Raw genomic sequence first — 17,284 nt, 5'->3', positions numbered from 1 at the left:
GAGCGGTCAGGGCTGTCCGGCGCCGTCGCGGCCTGTGCCGCCGGCGCCGGACGCGCCCGGGAACTCCCCGGCGAGCACCGCGTACGCGGTGGCCACGAACGGGTCGTGGGCGCGGAAGCGGCGGGTGCACACAGCGGCCAGGGCGGTGCCGGTGTCGGGGCGGAAACCGAGGAACGCCTGCTGGCCGAGGGTCGCGCCGCTGTGGAAGTACATGGGTCCGCCGTCGGTGGGGTGACGGAACCAGGCGAGGGTGTGCACGTGCCGGTGGGTCAGGCCGCGGCGCAGCACGGGGACGCGCACCGCGCGCAGCGCGGGGGCCAGGGCCGGGGGTGCGGCGGCCGGGTCCAGGTGGGCCTCGAGGAAGGTGAGCAGGTCGTGCGGGGTGGCGCGGACGGCGCCCGCGGCCTGGAAGCCGCCGGCGTCGAAGGCGGGCACGGGTGACACGCCGTCCTTGGCATGCCCGGGGGCGTCGGGGCCGGAACCGCCGGGACCCGGGGCGTGCGGGTGCAGGGCCGTGCCGGTCAGGCCGAGCGGGCGCAGGACCCGCTCGGTGAGCAGGTCCTCCCAGGGGGTGCCGGTGGCGGCGGCCAGGGCGTGCCCCAGCACGGCGACGCCGTAGTTGGAGTAGCACCAGCGCGTGCCAGGGCGGCGGCGGGACCGGTGGCGCAGGAAGGCGCCGACGACCCGGTCGGCCGGGAAGCGGGCGTAGGGGTTGGTGTGCCAGGCGGGCAGGCCCCGCAGGAAGAAGCCGGCCGGCAGGGCGGGCAGTCCGGAGGTGTGCGTGATCAGGTGGGCCAGCGTCACCGGGTCCGTCCCGGCGGGCCGCCGCCGGTCCAGGAGGGTGGCGGCCGGTTCGCCGCCGGTGAGCTCGCCGGCGTGGACGAGACCGGCCAGCAGCAGCCCGGTGAACGTCTTGGTGGCCGAGCCGATCTCGTAGCGCAGGTCCGCGCGGGGCAGCGGCGGAGCAGGGGCCGTGCCGCCCCCGCACAGGGTGCGGTGGCCGTGGCGGGAGAGGGCGAAGACGACGTCGGGCGCGTCGGCGGCCGCGACGGCGTCCGCGAGCAGGGCGTCGTCCGGCGGCGGGGCCGGTACGCCGCCGGGCCCGGGGGTCCGTCCCGGTGGTGCGGCGGGCGCGGGCCGTCGCGCGTCGTCGGGCCGGGTGCCCGGCCACGGGGCGGGCGGGAGTGCCGTCATGAGGCTTCCGCCAGGGCGGACAGGGCCCGGGAGGTGGCCAGGACCGACGCGAACGCGGCGACCAGGGTGGGGTGGTAGACGATGTCGAAGACCTCGTCGGGCGTGCCCTCGGGCATCGTGCGGATCGCCGGCACGGCTCCGTCGGGCTGCTGCGCGGCGGCGAGGGCCCGCCAGGCGCGTTCGTCCAGGGTGGGGCGGGGCAGGCAGGCGTCGACGACGAGCAGTTCGCCGAGCAGGTCCCAGCGCTCCAGATCCAGCCAGTCGTCGATCCAGACCGGCAGCCAGGTGGCGAGGTAGTCGGCGATGTGCGGGGGCAGGCCGCCCGGGTTCTCCCCCCAGTCGGTGAGGTGGAACACCGTGTGGGTGATGTCGTAGCCGATGTGGCCCTCGACGGTCCAGGGTTCCGGGGTGCGGGCCAGCCAGGTCCCGCCCACCAGATCGGCCTCCGGCGGGCGGGGCGTGAGGCCGAAGCGGCGCTGGAACGCGGACAGGCCGAGCCGGCGGGTCGGGGTGACCTCGAAGGCGACCCAGCTGTCGAGGCGGTGGTTGAGCACGGCGGCCCGCTCCACCTCCGGGTGGCTGTAGCCCAGTTCCTTGAACGGCAGGTACACCTCGAAGGGGATGGGCGAGATGGGCTCCGTGCGCTGTCCGCGCACCAGCATGGAGCCGCCGTCCAGGGTCTCGCGCCAGGCGTGGTCGAGCAGTTTGCGGGCCAGTGCGGCCTGGCGCGAGCCGGCCACTCCCTCCCGGAACAGCACCTTGCAGATCAGGGCCAGTTCACCGACGGGCTTGAAGCGCTCGAGGAAGCCGATCTCGGGGTCGACGTCGGGCTCCAGACGGAAGCCGTCGCGATGGGCCCACAGCCATTCGATGGCGCCCACCCCGACGGTGTGTATCAGGCGCGTGTCGGTCATACCGGTACTCCTTGTCCGGCGGTCAGTACCGCCGCGAAGGCCGCCATGAGGGTGGAGTGGTAGTGGTGCGCGAAGTAGGCGCCGGAGTCCCCCGGGTCGCCCGCGTCGCCCTCCTCGGGGAGCGCGCCCGAGGCGTCCCGGGCCGCGGCGGTCCGCTGCCAGGCGTCGCCCGGGACGGTGTCGTCCGGCAGGCCGGGCACGCTCGCGGCGACGGCCAGCAGTTCGCAGGCGAGGTCCCACATCCGCGCGTCCAGGCAGGTGTCGATCCAGGGCGGCAGCCAGTGGGCCAGGTAGGCGGTGAGGTCGTCCGGGACTCCAGCGCCGCCGCGTCCCCAGTCGGTCAGGTGGAAGACGACGTGGGTGAGGGCGTATCCGGCGGAGCGTTCGAAGGTCCACGGCTCCGGCAGGCCGCCCAGCCAGGTGCGGCGCAGCGCCCGGTCCGCCGGCTCGTCCCGGTGGATCCGGCCGTGTTCCTCGGCCATGAGCACGCCGAGGCGGCGGGTCGGATCCTGCTCGGTGAGCCGCCAGCCGCGGGTGCGGGCGACCGTGGCGGCGGCGGCTTCGTAGGCGGGGTGCCGGAACCCGGCGGCGGCCAGGGCGGCGTAGACCTCCAGCGGGTAGGTGGCAAAGGGCTCCAGCCGTTGCAGCCGGAGGAACAGCTCGCCCTCGCCGGTCTGCCGCCAGGCGAAGGCGAGCAGGTCGGCGGCGTGGCGGTGCAGGGGGTCGCCGGGAGGTGTGCGGCGCGTGACGGTGGCGCAGACCTGGGCCAGTTCGCCGAGCGGCTTCCAGCTGCGGTCGACCTGGCCGTCGGGGGCCAGCGCGTCCTCGCCGAGGACGAAGCCGGCGCGGTGGCCGGAGGCCCAGGCCAGGGCAGCGCGCGCCACGTCGCGGACCTCCGGGGCCGGTGCGCTCACACCGGCGCTCCGGCGCGCAGCAGGCGTGCCGCCCGCACCTGGAGTTCCACCTGCGGGTCCTGGCCGCCCATCAGTTCCACGAAGTCCAGGCCCGCTTCGAGGCCCAGGGTGGCGGGGACACCGTCCAGCAGGGCGAGCCAGCGGCCCGCGCCGGCCGCCTGCCGCCAGTCGCGGCGGCGCACGGCCCGGACGAAACCGCGGGCGACGTCGACGGGACGCCGGCCGGCCGCGCGGCTGACCGCGCTCTCCTCGCCGGGCAGGGCGAGGGGGGCCAGCACGGCCAGTTGGTGGGTCAGGACCTGCCAGCTCGCGCCGTCCAGCCAGCCGGCGCCGGGATCGGCCTCGCCGCCGGCTCCGGCGGCCGAGGACGGGTCGAGCCGTCGCAGGGTGCGTGCCATGGCCCAGTGGCTCCACAGCACGGTGGGGGCCGCGTCGGCGCGAGGCGGGAAGGACTCCACGGCCTTGCGGAACACGGCGAGTTCGTCGGGGTCGGGTGGGGTGCCCAGCAGGACGGACGGCAGCAGCGCGTCGGATCCGAGCACGCGTACGGCCGCGAGTGCGATGCCCCCCGCGTCCGAGTCGACCGCCCCGGGGGCGGACACTCGCGCGTGGTCTCCGCCCCGGAGGGCGGAGACCACACTGGATGCGAGGTCATGCACCGCGCCCTGCAGGAGGGTCGAAGTGCCTGACTGCTCCATTGACTGCTCCCGTCGATCACTAGCCCTTCTTGGGACGCGGGGTCGGCGGCGACAGCAGGAGCTTTCCAGCCCCGGAGGACAGCGCCAGCGCTGCGCACTCGCGGCTGTCGCGGTAGACACCGTCCAGTTCGGCCGGGTCGAGTGCCGCCTCGATGTCGACGCTCGGAACACCGGTCAGTTCCTCGATGACCTTTTCGTTGGAAGGCATAGCACCATCTCCTTGAGCGGAAGCGAGTACCTTCACTTCTTCGGATCTCCGGAATCGGACAAAGCATGCCAAATTTCTCAGAATTCACTTCAGTAACATTTTCAACATCTCGCGCGTGAGCGAATCTGCGGCCTCCCGGCGACGATCCGTCCGCAACGGGAACCCGGCCGACGGCACTTGCCGCTCCGGACCGACGACGAGGAGGCCCCGTGGCCCTGATCCGCGACGACGTACACCTCGCCCTTCGTGAGGAGGTGGCCGCACGGGCCGACGCGCTGTGGGGCGTGGCCCTGCGGCTGCACGCCGACCCCGAGTACGCCTTCGCCGAGCACCGCGCGGCGGCGCTGCTCTCCGGCGAGCTGGAGCGCGCCGGGTTCGCCGTGCGGCGCGGCGTGGCCGGGATGCCGACCGCGTTCACCGGCCGGTCGGGCCACGGCCGGCCGGCCGTGGCCCTGCTGATGGAGTACGACGCCCTGCCCGGCCTCGGCCACGCGTGCGGCCACAACCTCATCGCGGCGGCTGGGCTGGGGGCCGCCCTGGCCCTGGCCGCCGTGCCCGGACTGTCCACCGGATCGGTCCTGGCGGTCGGCACTCCCGCCGAGGAGGGCGGTGGCGGCAAGGCGCTGGAGGTGGAGGCCGGGGTCTTCGACGACGTCGACGCGGCGCTGATGTTCCACCCGGGCGTGTACAGCTGGGCCCGGGCGCCGCTGACGGCTCAGGTCCAGTACCGGGTGGCCTTCCACGGCCGGGCCGCGCACCCCACCGGCAACCCGGCCGAGGGCATCGACGCGCTCGCCGCCCTGGTCGAGCTGTTCAACGTGCTGGCCGTGCTCGGGCGGCGGCTGCCGGAGGGCTCGCACGTGCAGGGCATCGTCACGCAGGGCGGCACGGCGACGAACATCGTCCCCGAGTACGCCGAGGGCCTGTTCGGCCTGCGCGCGGCGACGACCGGGGCGCTGGAGGAACTCACTGAGCGGCTGCGCGTCTGCGCGGACGGCGTGGCGCGGGCCACGGGCACCACCGCCGAGGTGGAGCGCGCGGCCGTACGCTACGAGCACTTCCGGGACAGCGAGGTGCTCTCCGACCGGTTCGCCGCACACCTGGCCCGGGCCGGGATCCCGCTGTCCCCGCCCACGCCGGGCGTGTACCTGGGCTCGTCCGACATCGGGAACGTCAGCACGCGGGTGCCCGCCATCCACCCGTTCGTGGCGATCGCCGGCGAGGACGGCTCGGACCACACCCCGGAGTTCGCCGCCGCGGCCGCCTCCCCGCGGGCCCGCGAGGTGCTGGTCGCCGCGGCCCAGGCCCTCGCCTGCACCGCCGCCGACGTCCTGCTCTGCGGCGAACTGCGCGAGCAGGCGTGGGCACGGCACCGGGCGGCGTGACTGCATCGGCCGCTGCCGGGGAACCCGGCGGGCACCGGACCCGACTACCCCTGGAGAGGGCCATGAGTCTGTTGCGTGTGCTCGGCCGCCCCCTGCTCGCCTCGATGTTCCTCTCGGGCGGCATGAACTCCGTCCGCGACCCGAAGCAGGTCGCCGACGCCGCCGAGCCTGTCGTCCAGCCCGTCACCGAACGCGTCCCGGGCCTGCCCGACCGCACCGAGCAGGCCGTGCGGCTCAACGGCGCGGTACAGGTCGTGGCGGGCTTGATGCTGGCCACAGGGCGCATGCCCCGCCCGGCCGCGCTGGCCATCGCCGCCACCCTGGTGCCCACGACGCTCGCGGGCCACCGCTTCTGGGAGGCGGAGGACCCGGAGGAGCGGGCCCAGCAGCGCATCCACTTCCTCAAGAACATGTCCATGCTCGGCGGGCTGCTCATCGCCGCCGACGACACCGGCTCCCGCCCCTCCCTGCTGTGGCGCGGCTCCCACGCCGCCCGCAGCGTGCGCCGTGACGCCGGTCTGATGCGGCGTTCGGTGCGGGCCACCGCGCGCCCGGCCGCCGCGGCGGGACGGGTCCGGGCGAAGCTGCCCGCCTGAGGCACGGCCGGACCGTCGCGACCGCGCGTTAGCCGCACAGGGCCCGGGGGGACCCGGGCGCTGGGAGGTGAAGGACATGGGACACGGAGGAAACGTCATCGACGAGCTGGTGACCGATCACCGCGAGGTCGAGGAGATGTTCGGCAGGATCGAGGCGCTGCCGTCCGGTCACCGGGACCGCAAGGTGTACGCCGACCAGGTCACCATGGAACTCGTCCGGCACTCGGTGGCCGAGGAGGCCTACCTCTACCCGGCCGTGCGCGAGCACGTCGCGGGCGGGGACGCCCTCGCCGACCAGGAACTGCGCGACCACGCCACGGCCGAGCGGATCATGAAGGACCTGGAGGGCTGCGACGCGGGCGACGCCGACTTCGACCGGCTCGCGGGCATGCTGATGAGCGAGATCCGCTCGCACATCGCCGACGAGGAGGGCAACCTCTTCCCGCGGCTGCGCCAGGCCTGCCCGGTGGACACGCTGAACGAACTCGGCGACAAGGTCCGCCGGGCGAAGAAGACGGCCCCGACCCGTCCGCACCCGGCGGCCCCGGACAAGCCCCCGGCCAACAAGCTGCTGGCTCCGGGCACCGGCATGGTCGACCGGCTGCGTGACGCGCTGTCCGGCCGCGGCAAGGTCGACTGACGCCGCCGTGAGAGAGGAAGGGCCCGTCGCCGGGGCGACGGGCCCTTCGACGTGTCCGGGCCGCGCCCTGTGGCCGCCGTCACCCGTCGCGGCCCCGGCCGGGACCATGGCCGGCAGCTGTGATCAACCCCACTCGCGGGAGCAAATGACCGGAGCGCCAAGGGTCTTGGCGAACCACCCGGAGGTGGGCGAAGGACGCGAGGCGAGGACTCGGGGAGCAGCTCTGTCACGATGGTCGGCGCCTGACCCGGCGAGGGGAGCCACCGCGCAGCGCAGCCCGGTGCTTCTCGCCCTCCTCGCCTCCCCCTCCTGCTGAGTCCCCCGACTCGTCTTGCGAGTACTGCCCTGTGTCTTCCGCGCCCTCCCCTGCCCAGCCCGCCTCCCGCTCGCCCTGGCGCGCGCTGAGGTACCGCAGCATGCGCTGGTGGTCCGTCGCCAACTTCGTGTCGAACGCCGGCACGTGGATGCAGCTGACCGTGCAGAACCTGCTGGTCCTCCAGATCACCGGGTCCGCCGCTGCGACGGGTCTTTCCATGTCCGTGCAGGCGGCGCCCGCCCTGCTGATGAGCGTGCTGGGCGGGGCCGCCGTCGACCGGTGGCCCCGGAGGCTGACGGCCGCCGTGAGCCAGGCGCTGCTCGGCCTGATCGCCTTCACGACGGCCGTGCTGGTGGCGCTGGACCGGCTCGACATGACCTCGCTGCTGGTGCTGGCCGCCGTCACGGGTGTCGTCGCCACCGTCGACAACCCGGCGTGCGCGCTGCTGGGCAACGATCTCGTCCCGGCTGAGGACGTGCCCTCGGCCATCGGGGTCGGTGCCCTGGTCCACCAGGCGGGCCGGCTCGTCGGAGCGGCTCTCGCCGGAGTGACCGTCGCCTTCCTCGGCACGGCCGCCGCGTACGTCGGGAACGGGCTGTCGTTCCTGTTCGTGGCCTCGGTCATCCCGTTCCTGCGTCCCGCGGCGGGAGCGGTGCGGCATGAGACGGCGAAGGACGAGCGGACCGGTGCGGAGCTGTCCGTGCGGGAGGGGCTGGCCTTCTTCGCCCGCCGGCCGCGGCTGATGGCGCTCGCCGGCGTGACGGGGATCAGCGCGGTGTTCGGGCGCAACTACGGGCTCACCCTCGCCGTGCTGGTCACCGGGCCGCTCGCGGGCGGGGCCGGTTCCTTCGGCACGGTGTCGACCGTGCTCGCGATCGGCGGCATCCTCGGCGCGGTGCTCGGCGCCCGGCTGCGCCGCCCGTCCGTGCGGCTCGTGGGCGCGCTGGCCGCGGCCGGAGGGCTGCTCCAGGTGGTGGCGGGCCTGTCCCCGTCGCTGCTGGTGCTGATCGCCCTGGTGCTGCCGATGGCCGTGGTCGAGTCCGTCTCCGACACCGCCGGGACGGCCGTCCTGCAGACCGACCCGCCCGCGCACCTGCGGGGCCGGGTGCTGGGGGTGTGGGGCAGCGTCGGCACGGTGTGGAGCCTGGGCGGCCCGCCCGCGCTCGGCCTGCTGATGGAGACCGCCGGGCCTCGCGGCGCCCTGGTCACCGGCGGACTGCTCATCGCGGGCGCGATCGGAGCGGGCCACCTGCTGCACCGCCGCCGCGTCCCGGCACCCGTCCTGCTCCGCGCGGACAAGGGCGAGGTACCGGGCCGTCCGGCCCTGAGCACGGCGGCCTGAACGGGGCCTTGCGGGGCGGTCCGACCCGCCCGGAGCCCGCTTCCGCGCACGGAACGCCGACGGCACGCCCGGGCAGGAGCCGTCGGCCCCACCCCAGGGGCGGGAGCTGTCGGCCTGTCCGGGGGCGGGAGCCGGCGGCCTGTCCGGGGGCGGGAGCCGATGACCCGTCGGGGGGGCGGGAGCCGACGGCCCGTCCGGGGACGGAAGCCGACGGCCCGTCCGGGGACGGAAGCCGACGGCCCGTCCGGGGACGGAAGCCGACGGCCCGTCCGGGGACGGAAGCCGACGGCCCGGACCTGCCCGCCGCGCGGTTCCCGCCAACAGCCCGCCAAGCCGGGAACCGTCAGCCCGGACACACCCACCACGCCACTCCCCCCCAACAGCCTGCCAAGCCGGAAGCCATCGGCCCGGACACGCCCACCACGCGACTCCCCCCGACAACCCGCCAAGCCGGCGGCCGTCGGCGCGGGCGGAGGTGTGCCCCGGCATCGTGCCCCGGCCGTCACGGACCACTCGGTCCGCCCCGGCGCGGCAGCCCTCGGGCGGGACCGTTCAGGCGGGCCGGCCGGCCGCGGTCCGTCAGGATCCCGGCCGGCGCAGGGCCCCCACCGCCGCCTTCGCCGCCCTGCGGGTCAGCAGGGTCGTGGAGCGGCCGTCCAGGTAGGGCAGGACCACCGCCTGGCCGCCCCAGGTGCGCAGGGCCTCGGCCTCGGGCAGGTCCTGGACGGAGTAGTCGCCGCCCTTGACCCACACGTCCGGCCTCAGCCGGGACAGGACCGCCTCGGGGGTGTCCTCCTCGAAGACGACCACGGCGTCCACGCTGCCGAGCGCGGCGAGGACGCGGGCGCGGTCCGCCGCCGGGTTGAGCGGGCGGCCCGGGCCCTTGCGCCGGGTGACGGAGGCGTCGGAGTTCAGGCACACGATGAGGCAGTCGCCGATGCGCCGGGCGCTCTCCAGCAGCCCGACGTGACCGGCGTGCACCAGGTCGAAGCAGCCGCCGGTGGCGACCACCGTGCCGCCCCGGGCCCGGACGCTCTCCGCCAGGGCGAACGCGTCGGTGGCGGCGTCGTCCGCCGGTCCGGGTGCCGGTGCGGTGCGCCACAGGCCGGGGTTGCCCGCGCCTCCCGCCGCGACGAACGCGGCCGCCTCGGCGACGGCCCGTTGCAGCGCCTCCTCCGGCAGCAGGCCGTCGGCGAGGGCCGCCGTCGTCGTCGCAGCGAAGCAGTCCCCCGCGCCGCACGGGTCGCCGGCGGCCCGGTACGGCACCGGCACCAGCATCGGCGTCCCGGCGCCCGGCCGGGCCAGCAGCACCCCGCGTTCGCCGAGCGTGACGGCGACGCCCGCCGCACGCCAGCGCTCCGCGAGCCGTGCGGCCCGCTCGGCGTACGCGCCCAGGGACGTCTCACCGGCTCCGGGGTGCAGGGCGCGGGCCTCCGCCGCGTTGGGCGTGACCAGACGCGCCCCGGGCACGGGCGGGTCGCCCTTCGGGTGCGGGTCCCACACCAGCGGGGTGCGCCGGGCGGCGTCCTCCAGGTACGGCCGCAGGGCGCCCGCGGTGTGGCGGCCGTAGTCGGCCACCAGGATCGCGCCGGCTCCGGCCAGTGCGCTGCGGACCTCGTCGTCGGGTTCGCCGGGGGTGCCGCCGCCCCGGTCGATCCGGACGACGGGCCGGCCGCCGGCCAGGACGCGGGTCTTCACGGGCAGGGTGCCGTTCAGCGGGATCTCCAGCAGCCGCACCCGGCCGCGCAGGTCGCGCCGTACGGCCTCGCTGGCCTCGTCGTCGCCGAGCGCGGTCACCAGGACCACGTCCCGGCCGCCCCGGGCCGCGAGGGCGGCGGCGAGCCCCGCTCCTCCGGGGTGCCGCCGGTCGGCGGTGACGTCGACGACGGGGGCGGGGGCGTCCGGCGCGAGCCGGGTGGAGACGCCTTCGATGTCCTCGTCGAGGAGGACGTCCCCGACGACGGCGATCGGCCGCGGACCGGTCATGAGCTGCTCCCCCGTGTGAGGACGGTGCGCCGTGCGAGGGGCGCGGCGACGGCCGTGTCGAAGCACTCGCACAGCAGGTGGACGGCGACGAGGTGGGTCTCCTGGACGGTGGCGGTGCTGTCCGCGTCCACGCACAGGGCCTCGTGGGCGGCTTCCGCCAGGGGGTTCGGGCCGCGTCCGGTGAGGGCCCAGACGCGCAGGCCCGCCTGCCGGGCGGTGACGGCGGCCGCGACCAGGTTGGCGCTGCGCCCGGAGGTGGACAGCAGCACGAGGACGTCGCCGGGGCGGCCGTGGGCGGTGACCTGACGGGCGTAGACGTGGTCGAAGCCGTAGTCGTTGCCGATCGCGGTCACGCTGGAGGTCTCGGCGTGCAGGGCGATCGCCGAGTAGGCGCGGCGTTCGCGGCGGTAGCGGCCGACGAGTTCGGCGGTGAGGTGCTGGGCCTGGGCGGCGCTGCCGCCGTTGCCCGCGGCGAGCAGCCGACCGCCGTCGGAGAGGACGCCGGCGAGCCGGGTGCCCCAGTCCGCGATACGGTCCAGGCCGGGCCCCCGGCGGAACCGGCCGAGGGCCTCCTCCAGTGACTCGCAGTGCAGACGCGCGGCGTCGAGGGCGGGGTGCGCGGGGACTTCGCTCATGCGGTTCGGGCGTGCCGCCGCAGGGGGCGGCGGGCCCACACCTCCTTCGGGCTCTGGGCGGGCGGGCCGGTTCAGCCGGCGCCGGTCGCGGCGGGCTCGGCGTCGAGGACCGCGCAGTAGGCCGCCTCGGTGGCGGCGGCGACCCGGTCCCAGCCGTAGCGGCTCAGCACCCGGCGGCGGCCGGCGGCGCCGCACGCCGCGCGGGCCGCCGGGTCGGCGAGCAGCCCGGCCACGGCCCGGGCCAGCGCCTGAGGGTCACGGGGCGGCACGAGCCGCCCGGTGCCGGGGTCGGCGACGGTGTCGAGCTGTCCGCCGACGGCGCTGGCCACGACCGGAACGCCGCAGGCCATGGCTTCGAGCGGGACGATGCCGAAGGGCTCGTAGTCGGCGGGGCACACCACCACGTCGGCGGAGCGCAGCAGCGCCGGGATCTCCTCACCGGGCACGGCGCCGGTGAAACGGACCCGCTCGGCCACGCCCGCGTCCCGGGCGAGCCCGCGCAGCCTGCGGACCTCCGGATCCTCGTCGAGCCGGTCGGCGGGCGGGCCGCCGGCCACGACGAGTTCGGTGCCGGGCAGGGCGGCCAGGGCCGCGATGGTGACCGCCGCGCCCTTGCGCGGCACGAGCCGGCCCAGCTGGAGCAGCCGGTGCGGGTACGGGCCGCGCGGCGCGGCCGGGCCGTTCGGGGTGAACCGGTCGGGGTCGACGCCGCAGGGCACGATGACCACCTTGTGCGCGGGGACGCCCATGCGGGCCAGTTCGGCGACCTCGTCCCGGCAGGTGGCGACGACCCGGTCGCACCCGAGGCCGACCTCGATCTCGCCGGGTATCCGCTCCGGCGGGCTGGTGTCGGCGAGCTGCTGGTGCCGCTTCTTGACCGTGCCGAGGGCGTGGTAGGTGTGCAGCAGGGGCAGCCCCCGCGCGCGGGTCGCGCGCAGCGCGGCCAGGCCCGACATCCAGTAGTGGGAATGGACGAGGTCGGGGGGCCGGGTGCGCCAGGCGCGGGCCAGGTGGCGGCCGAACTCGCCCATGTGGGGCAGGAGGGCGTCCTTGGGGAGCGGCCCGGCCGGCCCGGCGGGCACGTGGTGGACCTCGACGCCGTCGCGCAGGGCCACGCGGGCGGGCAGGTCGGGGGCGTCGCGCCGGGTGTGGACGGTGACGCGGTGACCGCGGTCGGCGAGGGCCGCGGCGAGGCAGGCGACGTGCACGTTCTGCCCGCCGGCGTCGACCCCGCCGAGGGTGGCGAGGGGGCTCGCGTGCTCGGAGACGAGCGCGATGTCGAGGACGCCCGGGTCACGCGGGCCGCCGCCGAGCGGCCCGGCAGGGAAGGGGCTGAGGGACGGGGTCATGAGCACACCTCCGTGAGCAGGCGCTCCCAGTCGGCCAGGAAGCGCTTGAGCCCGTAGCGTTCGAGGGCCGCCTGCCGGGCCCGGGCTCCGTCCGCGGCCGCCGCCTCCGGTTCGTGCAGGTAGCGGCGGGCCACGCGGGCCAGGACGTCGGGGCGGGTGGAGAGGGTGCCCGCGCCCGGCGGCACGGCCTCGACCGCCTCGGTGGTGGCGAGCGCCAGCACGGGCATGCCGAGGTGCATGGCCTCCAGCAGGGACAGGCCCAGGGAGGTCCAGCGCACCGGGTGCAGGTACATGCGGCGTTCGGCCATCGCCGTGTGCAGCTCGCCCTGCGGCAGGTCGGCCGTGCGGCACCGGTCGGGCGGCAGGCCGAGGTGCCCGGCCAGGCCCTCGGTGCCCATGCCGAACACGTCCAGCGGCACCGCGTCGGCGAGGGCCGGCAGCAGGTCGGTGCCGGTGTAGCGGGCGCGGCGCACGGGTTCGTTGACGACGACGGCGGCGCGGGCCAGGCGGCCGGTGTAGCGGTGGCCCGGGTCGACCACGCCGTGCTCGATCACCGCGGTGCGGGTGCTGCCGTTGTCCCAGAACAGCCGGTTGAAGTGCGTGACGTGCACGAGCGTCAGATCGGCGCGGTCGGCGCAGGGGTGCCGGGTGTCCGGTACGTCGCCGTCGGGCGCGTTGTGCTCCAGGTACACGGCGGGCACGTCCCGGCCCGGGCGGCGCCCGCCGAGCCAGCGCTCGGCCAGCTCGGGCTCGTGCGGCCGTTGCAGCAGCACCAGGTCGACGGGCGTGTCGCGGAGCTCCTCGGGCGTGACCTCGCGGACCGAGTCCGGCCAGGAGAAGGTGCGGGCGCGGCCGAGCCCGTCCGGGTCGCGGCCCGGGGTGACGGGGACCAGGTAGGTGTGGGGCCCCTGGACGAACGCGGTCGTCCAGGAACCGTGCACGTGCCACAGCAGGATGTTCATACGGTCGCTCCTCGCTCCGTCTGTTCTCCCTGGTCCGCCGCGTCGCCGGTGAGGGCCGCCACGGCGGCGAGCACCTCGGCGTCGGCGACTCCGTCCAGGCAGGGGTGTCCCGGTACCGGGCAGTGCCGTGCCCTGGTGTCCGCGCACGCGGCGTGCGGGTCGCCGAGCAGGAGGTGGGGGACGCCGTAGGGGGCCCACCGCTCGGCCGGCACGACAGGCGCGAAGAGGCTGACGACGGGGGTGCCGACGGCGGCGGCGAGATGCGCCGGTCCGGTGTTCCCGGCCACCACCGCCCGGGCCCCGGCGAGGACTCCGGCCAGGTGCGGCAGGTCGGTGGCGCCGCCCAGGTCGAGGGCGTGCCGCCCGGCGACGCGCGCGGTCAGCTCGCGCTCGCCCCGCCCGCCCGTGACGACGACCCGGTACCCCTCGGCGGACAGCGCTGCCACCGCCCGCGCCGCCCGGCCCGGGCTCCAGGCGCGAGCGGGGACGGCGGCGCCCGGGTGGACGACGACATAGGGGCCGGGGCCGGTGAGGTGGGCCGTGCGCGGGGGCGGGGTGACGCGCAGCCGGCCGTCGTCGCCGGACGGCAGGGCGAACCCGGCGGCGCGGGCGAGGTCGAGGGCGGCCAGGGCCTCGTGGCGGTGCGGGAGCCTGCGGTGCCGCAGGTCCAGCAGTGCGCCCGGGTAGTCCTCGCTGTCGGCCGCGACGCGGGACACTCCGGCCAGCTTCAGCAGCAGGGCGACCGGCAGCGGGCTCTGGTGGTACGACACGAGCACCAGCGCCCGGTCGAAGCGGCCCGTCGCGAGCGTCGCCATCAGCCGCCGGGTGGCCGCCCGCGTCACCGGCGCGGGCTCCAGACCGACCCAGGGGGCGTCGAAGGTCAGCACGTCGTCCACGCCGGGCAGCAGGCGCCCGGCCGCCGCGCCCTGCGGTCCGCACAGCAGCGCGGTGTACGAGGACCCGGCCGCGACGGCCCGCACGGCGGGGCCGGCCAGCAGCACGTCTCCGGCGCTGTCGAGGCGGACGACGAGCGTGCGGGGCGCACGGCGACGGGAACGGAACGACTTCATCGCCGGCCTCCCCGGGGCAGGGGCAGGGGCCGGTGCGGGGTGGTGGCCGGGCGCGGGGTGGCGGGCCGGCACAGGGCGGGCCCGGATCCCACGCCCGGCGTCACCCGGCACCGGACGCGCGTGTCCGGGCGCGGGCCGGCCGGTGGCCGCGGGTGGCGTCGCCCCCGCGCGCCGGGCGAGGCGGGGCCGACGGGGGCGGCTGCCGGAGACGGGGCGGGCGGTGTGCCGCCGGGTGCGTACGCCCCGGGAAGCCGCCGGGGGCCGGTGGCCTGGTTCATGACCGCAGCCGTTCCCTGACCGGCGGCTGGGGCGCGGTCGCCGGCTCCGCTGCTGCCGGCGCGGTGTGCGGGCGGGCCGTGCGGTGGGCCAGCCGGCCGCGCAGCCAGTGCCAGGTCGCGGCGGGCGGGACGAGCGCGCTGGTCACCGCCATGGTGAGCACTTCGTCGCGGGTGCGCGGACCGGGCAGGATGCGGGCCAGGGCGAACTCGGCGGTCCCGGCCAGCCAGGCGGCCGCGCACGCCCCGGCGAGGCGGTGCCGGCCGAGGAGGGCACAGCCGACGGCCGTCACCCCGGCCCCGGTGACCGCGAGGTGCGCGGGCAGCCGCCCGCGCGACGCGCCCGCCCGGCGCCACCAGTGCCGGCCGTGCAGCCGGGTCATCAGGACGTCGTCGGCGTTGCCGGCCTGGAGGCGGACGGAGATCCAGCGTCCGGCGGGCCGGACGGGATGGGTGGTGGTGCGCCGTCCCGTGGTGAGCGTCCAGCCGGCGTCGAGCATGCGCAGCGCGAGGTCGGCGTCCTCGCGGAAGGCCCGCCGGAAGCGCTCGTCGAAGCCGCCGACCGCCACGAGTGCCGCGCGCCGGTAGGCCATGTCCGCGGTGATCCAGTGGGCGCCGGCGAGTCCGGCCGTGTTGCGCTCCCAGTCGGTCGGGCGGCGGTCGCGCGGCAGGGGCACCTCGATGCGGGCGGTGATCCCGGCCGTCCGGTCCGACGCGGCCGTCAGGTCGAGGGTGAGGTCGTCGCCCCAGGTCGGCCCGGGGACGACGTCGTCGTCGAGGAAGACGACCCAGGGGACGTCACCGGCCGCGCGCCAGCCGAGGTTGCGGGCCGCCGCGGGGCCGCGTGCGCCGCCGGGCACGACGACGGTGCGGGCGCGCAGGGACGGCGGGACGTCGGCGGTGAGGGTGATCCCGGCCGGGTCGGGCCGGTCGTCGACGAGGACGACGCGCACCGGCCCGGGTCCGGCCGTCTCGGCCAGGGCGTGCAGGCAGGTGCGCAGGCTGGGCCGGCCGAGGGTGGGGATCACGACGGCGTACTCGGCGTCCCGTGCGCCCGTGCCCGGGGCGGTCATCGCGAGCCCCCGGCCGCGCCGTCGCGGAGGCCGTCCGGGCCGCCGGTGCGGAAGAGGTCGCCGCGGCGGATGGCGTACGGGCCGATGGCCAGCAGGTCGACGGGCGACGAGCCGAAGCACTCCAGGGCGTCGCGCGGATCGTCGACCATGGGCCGGCCGGCCGTGTTGAGGCTGGTGTTGACCACCACGGGCAGTCCCGTGAACCGCTCGAACGCGCCGAGCATGCGGGCCACCAGGGGTTCGCGGCCCGGGTCGACGGTCTGGATGCGGGCGGTGCCGTCGACGTGCACGACGGCCGGGATGCGATCCCGCCAGGCCGGGGCCACGTCGTGCACGAACAGCATGTACGGGCTGGGCAGCGGTCCGTCGAAGATCTCGGCGGCGCGGTCGGCGAGGACCATGGGCGCGACCGGCCGGAACTGCTCGCGTCCCTTGACGTCGTTGAGGCGTTCCAGGTTGCCGGCGTGCCCGGGATGCGCGAGCAGGGACCGGTGGCCGAGGGCGCGCGGGCCGTACTCGGAGCGGCCCTGGAACCAGGCGACGATCGCGTTGTCGGCGAGGGCCCGGGCGACGGTCTCGGCGATGTCGGCGGGCCGTTCGAAGGGGACGGCCGCCGTCTTCAGCCAGGCGCCGAGCTCCGCGTCGGACCAGTCCCGGCCGAGGTCGGCGCCGGTCATGGGCTCGGGCTGGTCGCCCTGCACCGCGGACAGCAGCAGGGCACCGCCGAGGGCGGTGCCCGCGTCGCCCGCGGCGGGCTGCACCCACACCCGGGAGAAGGGGCCCTCGCGGGCGATGCGGGAGTTGGCGACGCAGTTGAGGGCGACGCCGCCGGCGAGGGTGAGCACGCTGTCGTGGGTTCGGCCGTGCAGCCAGCGCACCAGGTCGAGCAGGGTCTCCTCCAGCACGGCCTGGGCGCTGGCGGCGACGTCGGCGTGGTCCTGCGTCCACGGCTCGTCGGCCCCGCGCGGCGCGCACAGCTCGTGCCAGGGCACCGCGGTGGCGTGGAAGCCGCCGTCGCCGGTGGGGTACACATGGCGGCGCAGTTCGGCGAGCATGCGCGGCGTGCCGTGGGAGGCGAGGGCCATCACCTTGAACTCGTCGGAGGAGCGCAGGAAGCCGAGGTGCGCGGTGAGTTCCTCGTAGACCAGGCCGAGCGAGTGCGGCAGCTCCTGGCTGTGCAGGGCCTCCAGCCGGTCGCCGACACGGCGTGCGGCCAGGTGGGAGGCGCGTTCCCCGCGGCCGTCGAGGACCAGGACGGAGGAGTCGCCGGCGTCCGGTGCGGCGAAGGCTCCGGAGGCGGCGTGGGCCATGTGGTGCGGCACGAAGCGGACGATGCCCGGGTCGAGGCCGGGCAGGGCGGCGGCCAGGAAGCCGGGGGCCTCACGGGCGTAGGTGAGCCGCAGGTGGTCCCACGGGTCGTCCAGGCCCATGGCGTCGGCGGGCCGGGCGAGTTCCGGGTCGAAGGAATAGGTGACCGCGTCGAGGTCCTGCGGTCGCAGCCCGGCCCGTTCCAGGCACCAGGCGGCGGCCTTCTCGGGCAGCTCCCAGGCGGAGAAGGGCAGGGGGCGCTTGCCGTGCTTGCGCCGTGAGAACCGCTCCTCCTCGGCCGCGGCGACGGTCCGTCCGTCGACGACGACGGCGGCGGCCGGGTCGTGGAAGAGGGCGTTGATTCCGAGGATGCGCATGAGGTGCGGGCCTTTCGGCGGTGGGGGCGGGACCGGGCGAGG

The 17,284-nt window shown here is 76.6% G+C and carries 16 protein-coding genes; 4 read left to right on the top strand and 12 right to left on the bottom strand.

Translation table 11 applies throughout. The features are described from left to right. Positions 1-6 precede the first annotated feature (6 nt). From ACF07N_RS03420 to ACF07N_RS03400, 5 genes are read right to left on the bottom strand one after another with little or no spacing between them, the layout of a single operon-like run. Positions 7-1,194 (bottom strand): serine hydrolase domain-containing protein, encoded by a 1,188-nt coding sequence (locus ACF07N_RS03420; RefSeq protein WP_392107738.1) that lies wholly within the window; start codon positions 1,192-1,194, stop codon positions 7-9. Then, positions 1,191-2,108 (bottom strand): DUF6895 family protein, encoded by a 918-nt coding sequence (locus ACF07N_RS03415; protein WP_383588533.1) that lies wholly within the window; start codon positions 2,106-2,108, stop codon positions 1,191-1,193. The genes ACF07N_RS03420 and ACF07N_RS03415 overlap by 4 nt, the downstream gene beginning before the upstream one ends. Then, positions 2,105-3,022 carry a DUF6895 family protein gene (locus ACF07N_RS03410; protein WP_392107735.1) on the bottom strand — a complete coding sequence of 306 codons (918 nt, stop codon included), beginning with the start codon at positions 3,020-3,022 and terminating at the stop codon, positions 2,105-2,107. Before ACF07N_RS03410 ends, ACF07N_RS03415 begins: the two co-directional genes overlap by 4 nt. Next, complete coding sequence (locus ACF07N_RS03405; RefSeq protein WP_392107732.1) at positions 3,019-3,720, bottom strand: hypothetical protein; 702 nt, start codon at positions 3,718-3,720, stop codon at positions 3,019-3,021. Before ACF07N_RS03405 ends, ACF07N_RS03410 begins: the two co-directional genes overlap by 4 nt. Positions 3,721-3,739: 19 nt before the next feature. After that, positions 3,740-3,928 (bottom strand): hypothetical protein, encoded by a 189-nt coding sequence (locus tag ACF07N_RS03400; RefSeq protein ID WP_383335787.1) that lies wholly within the window; start codon positions 3,926-3,928, stop codon positions 3,740-3,742. Positions 3,929-4,137: 209 nt separating this feature from the next. Between ACF07N_RS03400 and ACF07N_RS03395 the strand changes: the two genes are divergently transcribed. The 4 genes from ACF07N_RS03395 to ACF07N_RS03380 all read left to right on the top strand — a co-directional run bounded on the left by ACF07N_RS03395 (position 4,138) and on the right by ACF07N_RS03380 (position 8,207). Beyond that, on the top strand, positions 4,138-5,313 hold the full coding sequence (locus ACF07N_RS03395) for an amidohydrolase (RefSeq protein ID WP_392107729.1): 1,176 nt from the start codon (positions 4,138-4,140) through the stop codon (positions 5,311-5,313). Positions 5,314-5,375: 62 nt separating this feature from the next. Beyond that, positions 5,376-5,909, top strand: a complete 534-nt coding sequence (locus ACF07N_RS03390) for a DoxX family protein (RefSeq protein ID WP_392107726.1) — start codon at positions 5,376-5,378, stop codon at positions 5,907-5,909. Positions 5,910-5,985: 76 nt separating this feature from the next. After that, a complete protein-coding gene (locus ACF07N_RS03385; RefSeq protein WP_392107723.1) occupies positions 5,986-6,549 on the top strand; it encodes a hemerythrin domain-containing protein in 564 nt (187 codons plus the stop codon). A gap of 416 nt (positions 6,550-6,965) precedes the next feature. Beyond that, the gene (locus ACF07N_RS03380; protein ID WP_383335783.1) at positions 6,966-8,207 is read left to right on the top strand and encodes an MFS transporter; all 1,242 of its coding nucleotides are present in this window, start codon (positions 6,966-6,968) and stop codon (positions 8,205-8,207) included. Between the two features lie 579 nt (positions 8,208-8,786). Here the strand turns inward: ACF07N_RS03380 and rfaE2 are convergent. The 7 genes from rfaE2 to ACF07N_RS03345 form a co-directional block, all read right to left on the bottom strand. After that, on the bottom strand, positions 8,787-10,193 hold the full coding sequence (gene rfaE2, locus ACF07N_RS03375; RefSeq protein WP_392107719.1) for a D-glycero-beta-D-manno-heptose 1-phosphate adenylyltransferase: 1,407 nt from the start codon (positions 10,191-10,193) through the stop codon (positions 8,787-8,789). Further along, positions 10,190-10,828 (bottom strand): SIS domain-containing protein, encoded by a 639-nt coding sequence (locus tag ACF07N_RS03370; protein WP_383586567.1) that lies wholly within the window; start codon positions 10,826-10,828, stop codon positions 10,190-10,192. Before ACF07N_RS03370 ends, rfaE2 begins: the two co-directional genes overlap by 4 nt. 71 nt (positions 10,829-10,899) lie before the next feature. Continuing rightward, positions 10,900-12,177 carry a glycosyltransferase gene (locus ACF07N_RS03365; RefSeq protein WP_392107716.1) on the bottom strand — a complete coding sequence of 426 codons (1,278 nt, stop codon included), beginning with the start codon at positions 12,175-12,177 and terminating at the stop codon, positions 10,900-10,902. Then, positions 12,174-13,139 (bottom strand): glycosyltransferase, encoded by a 966-nt coding sequence (locus tag ACF07N_RS03360; protein WP_383342363.1) that lies wholly within the window; start codon positions 13,137-13,139, stop codon positions 12,174-12,176. Before ACF07N_RS03360 ends, ACF07N_RS03365 begins: the two co-directional genes overlap by 4 nt. Continuing rightward, a complete protein-coding gene (locus ACF07N_RS03355) occupies positions 13,136-14,209 on the bottom strand; it encodes a glycosyltransferase family 9 protein (protein ID WP_392107713.1) in 1,074 nt (357 codons plus the stop codon). The genes ACF07N_RS03360 and ACF07N_RS03355 overlap by 4 nt, the downstream gene beginning before the upstream one ends. Positions 14,210-14,483: 274 nt before the next feature. Continuing rightward, positions 14,484-15,557, bottom strand: coding sequence for a glycosyltransferase family 2 protein (locus ACF07N_RS03350; protein ID WP_383586561.1), 1,074 nt, complete (start codon positions 15,555-15,557; stop codon positions 14,484-14,486). Next, positions 15,554-17,242: a carbamoyltransferase gene (locus tag ACF07N_RS03345; protein WP_392107710.1), complete on the bottom strand. Its 1,689-nt coding sequence runs from the start codon at positions 17,240-17,242 to the stop codon at positions 15,554-15,556. The genes ACF07N_RS03350 and ACF07N_RS03345 overlap by 4 nt, the downstream gene beginning before the upstream one ends. Positions 17,243-17,284 lie beyond the last annotated feature (42 nt).

Origin of the sequence: Streptomyces sp. NPDC015242, from assembly GCF_043079125.1 — a bacterium.
Taxonomy (GTDB): Bacteria; Actinomycetota; Actinomycetes; order Streptomycetales; family Streptomycetaceae; genus Streptomyces.
Note: the sequence above shows the minus strand (reverse complement) of the source record. Positions and strands in the feature narration are given on the sequence as shown.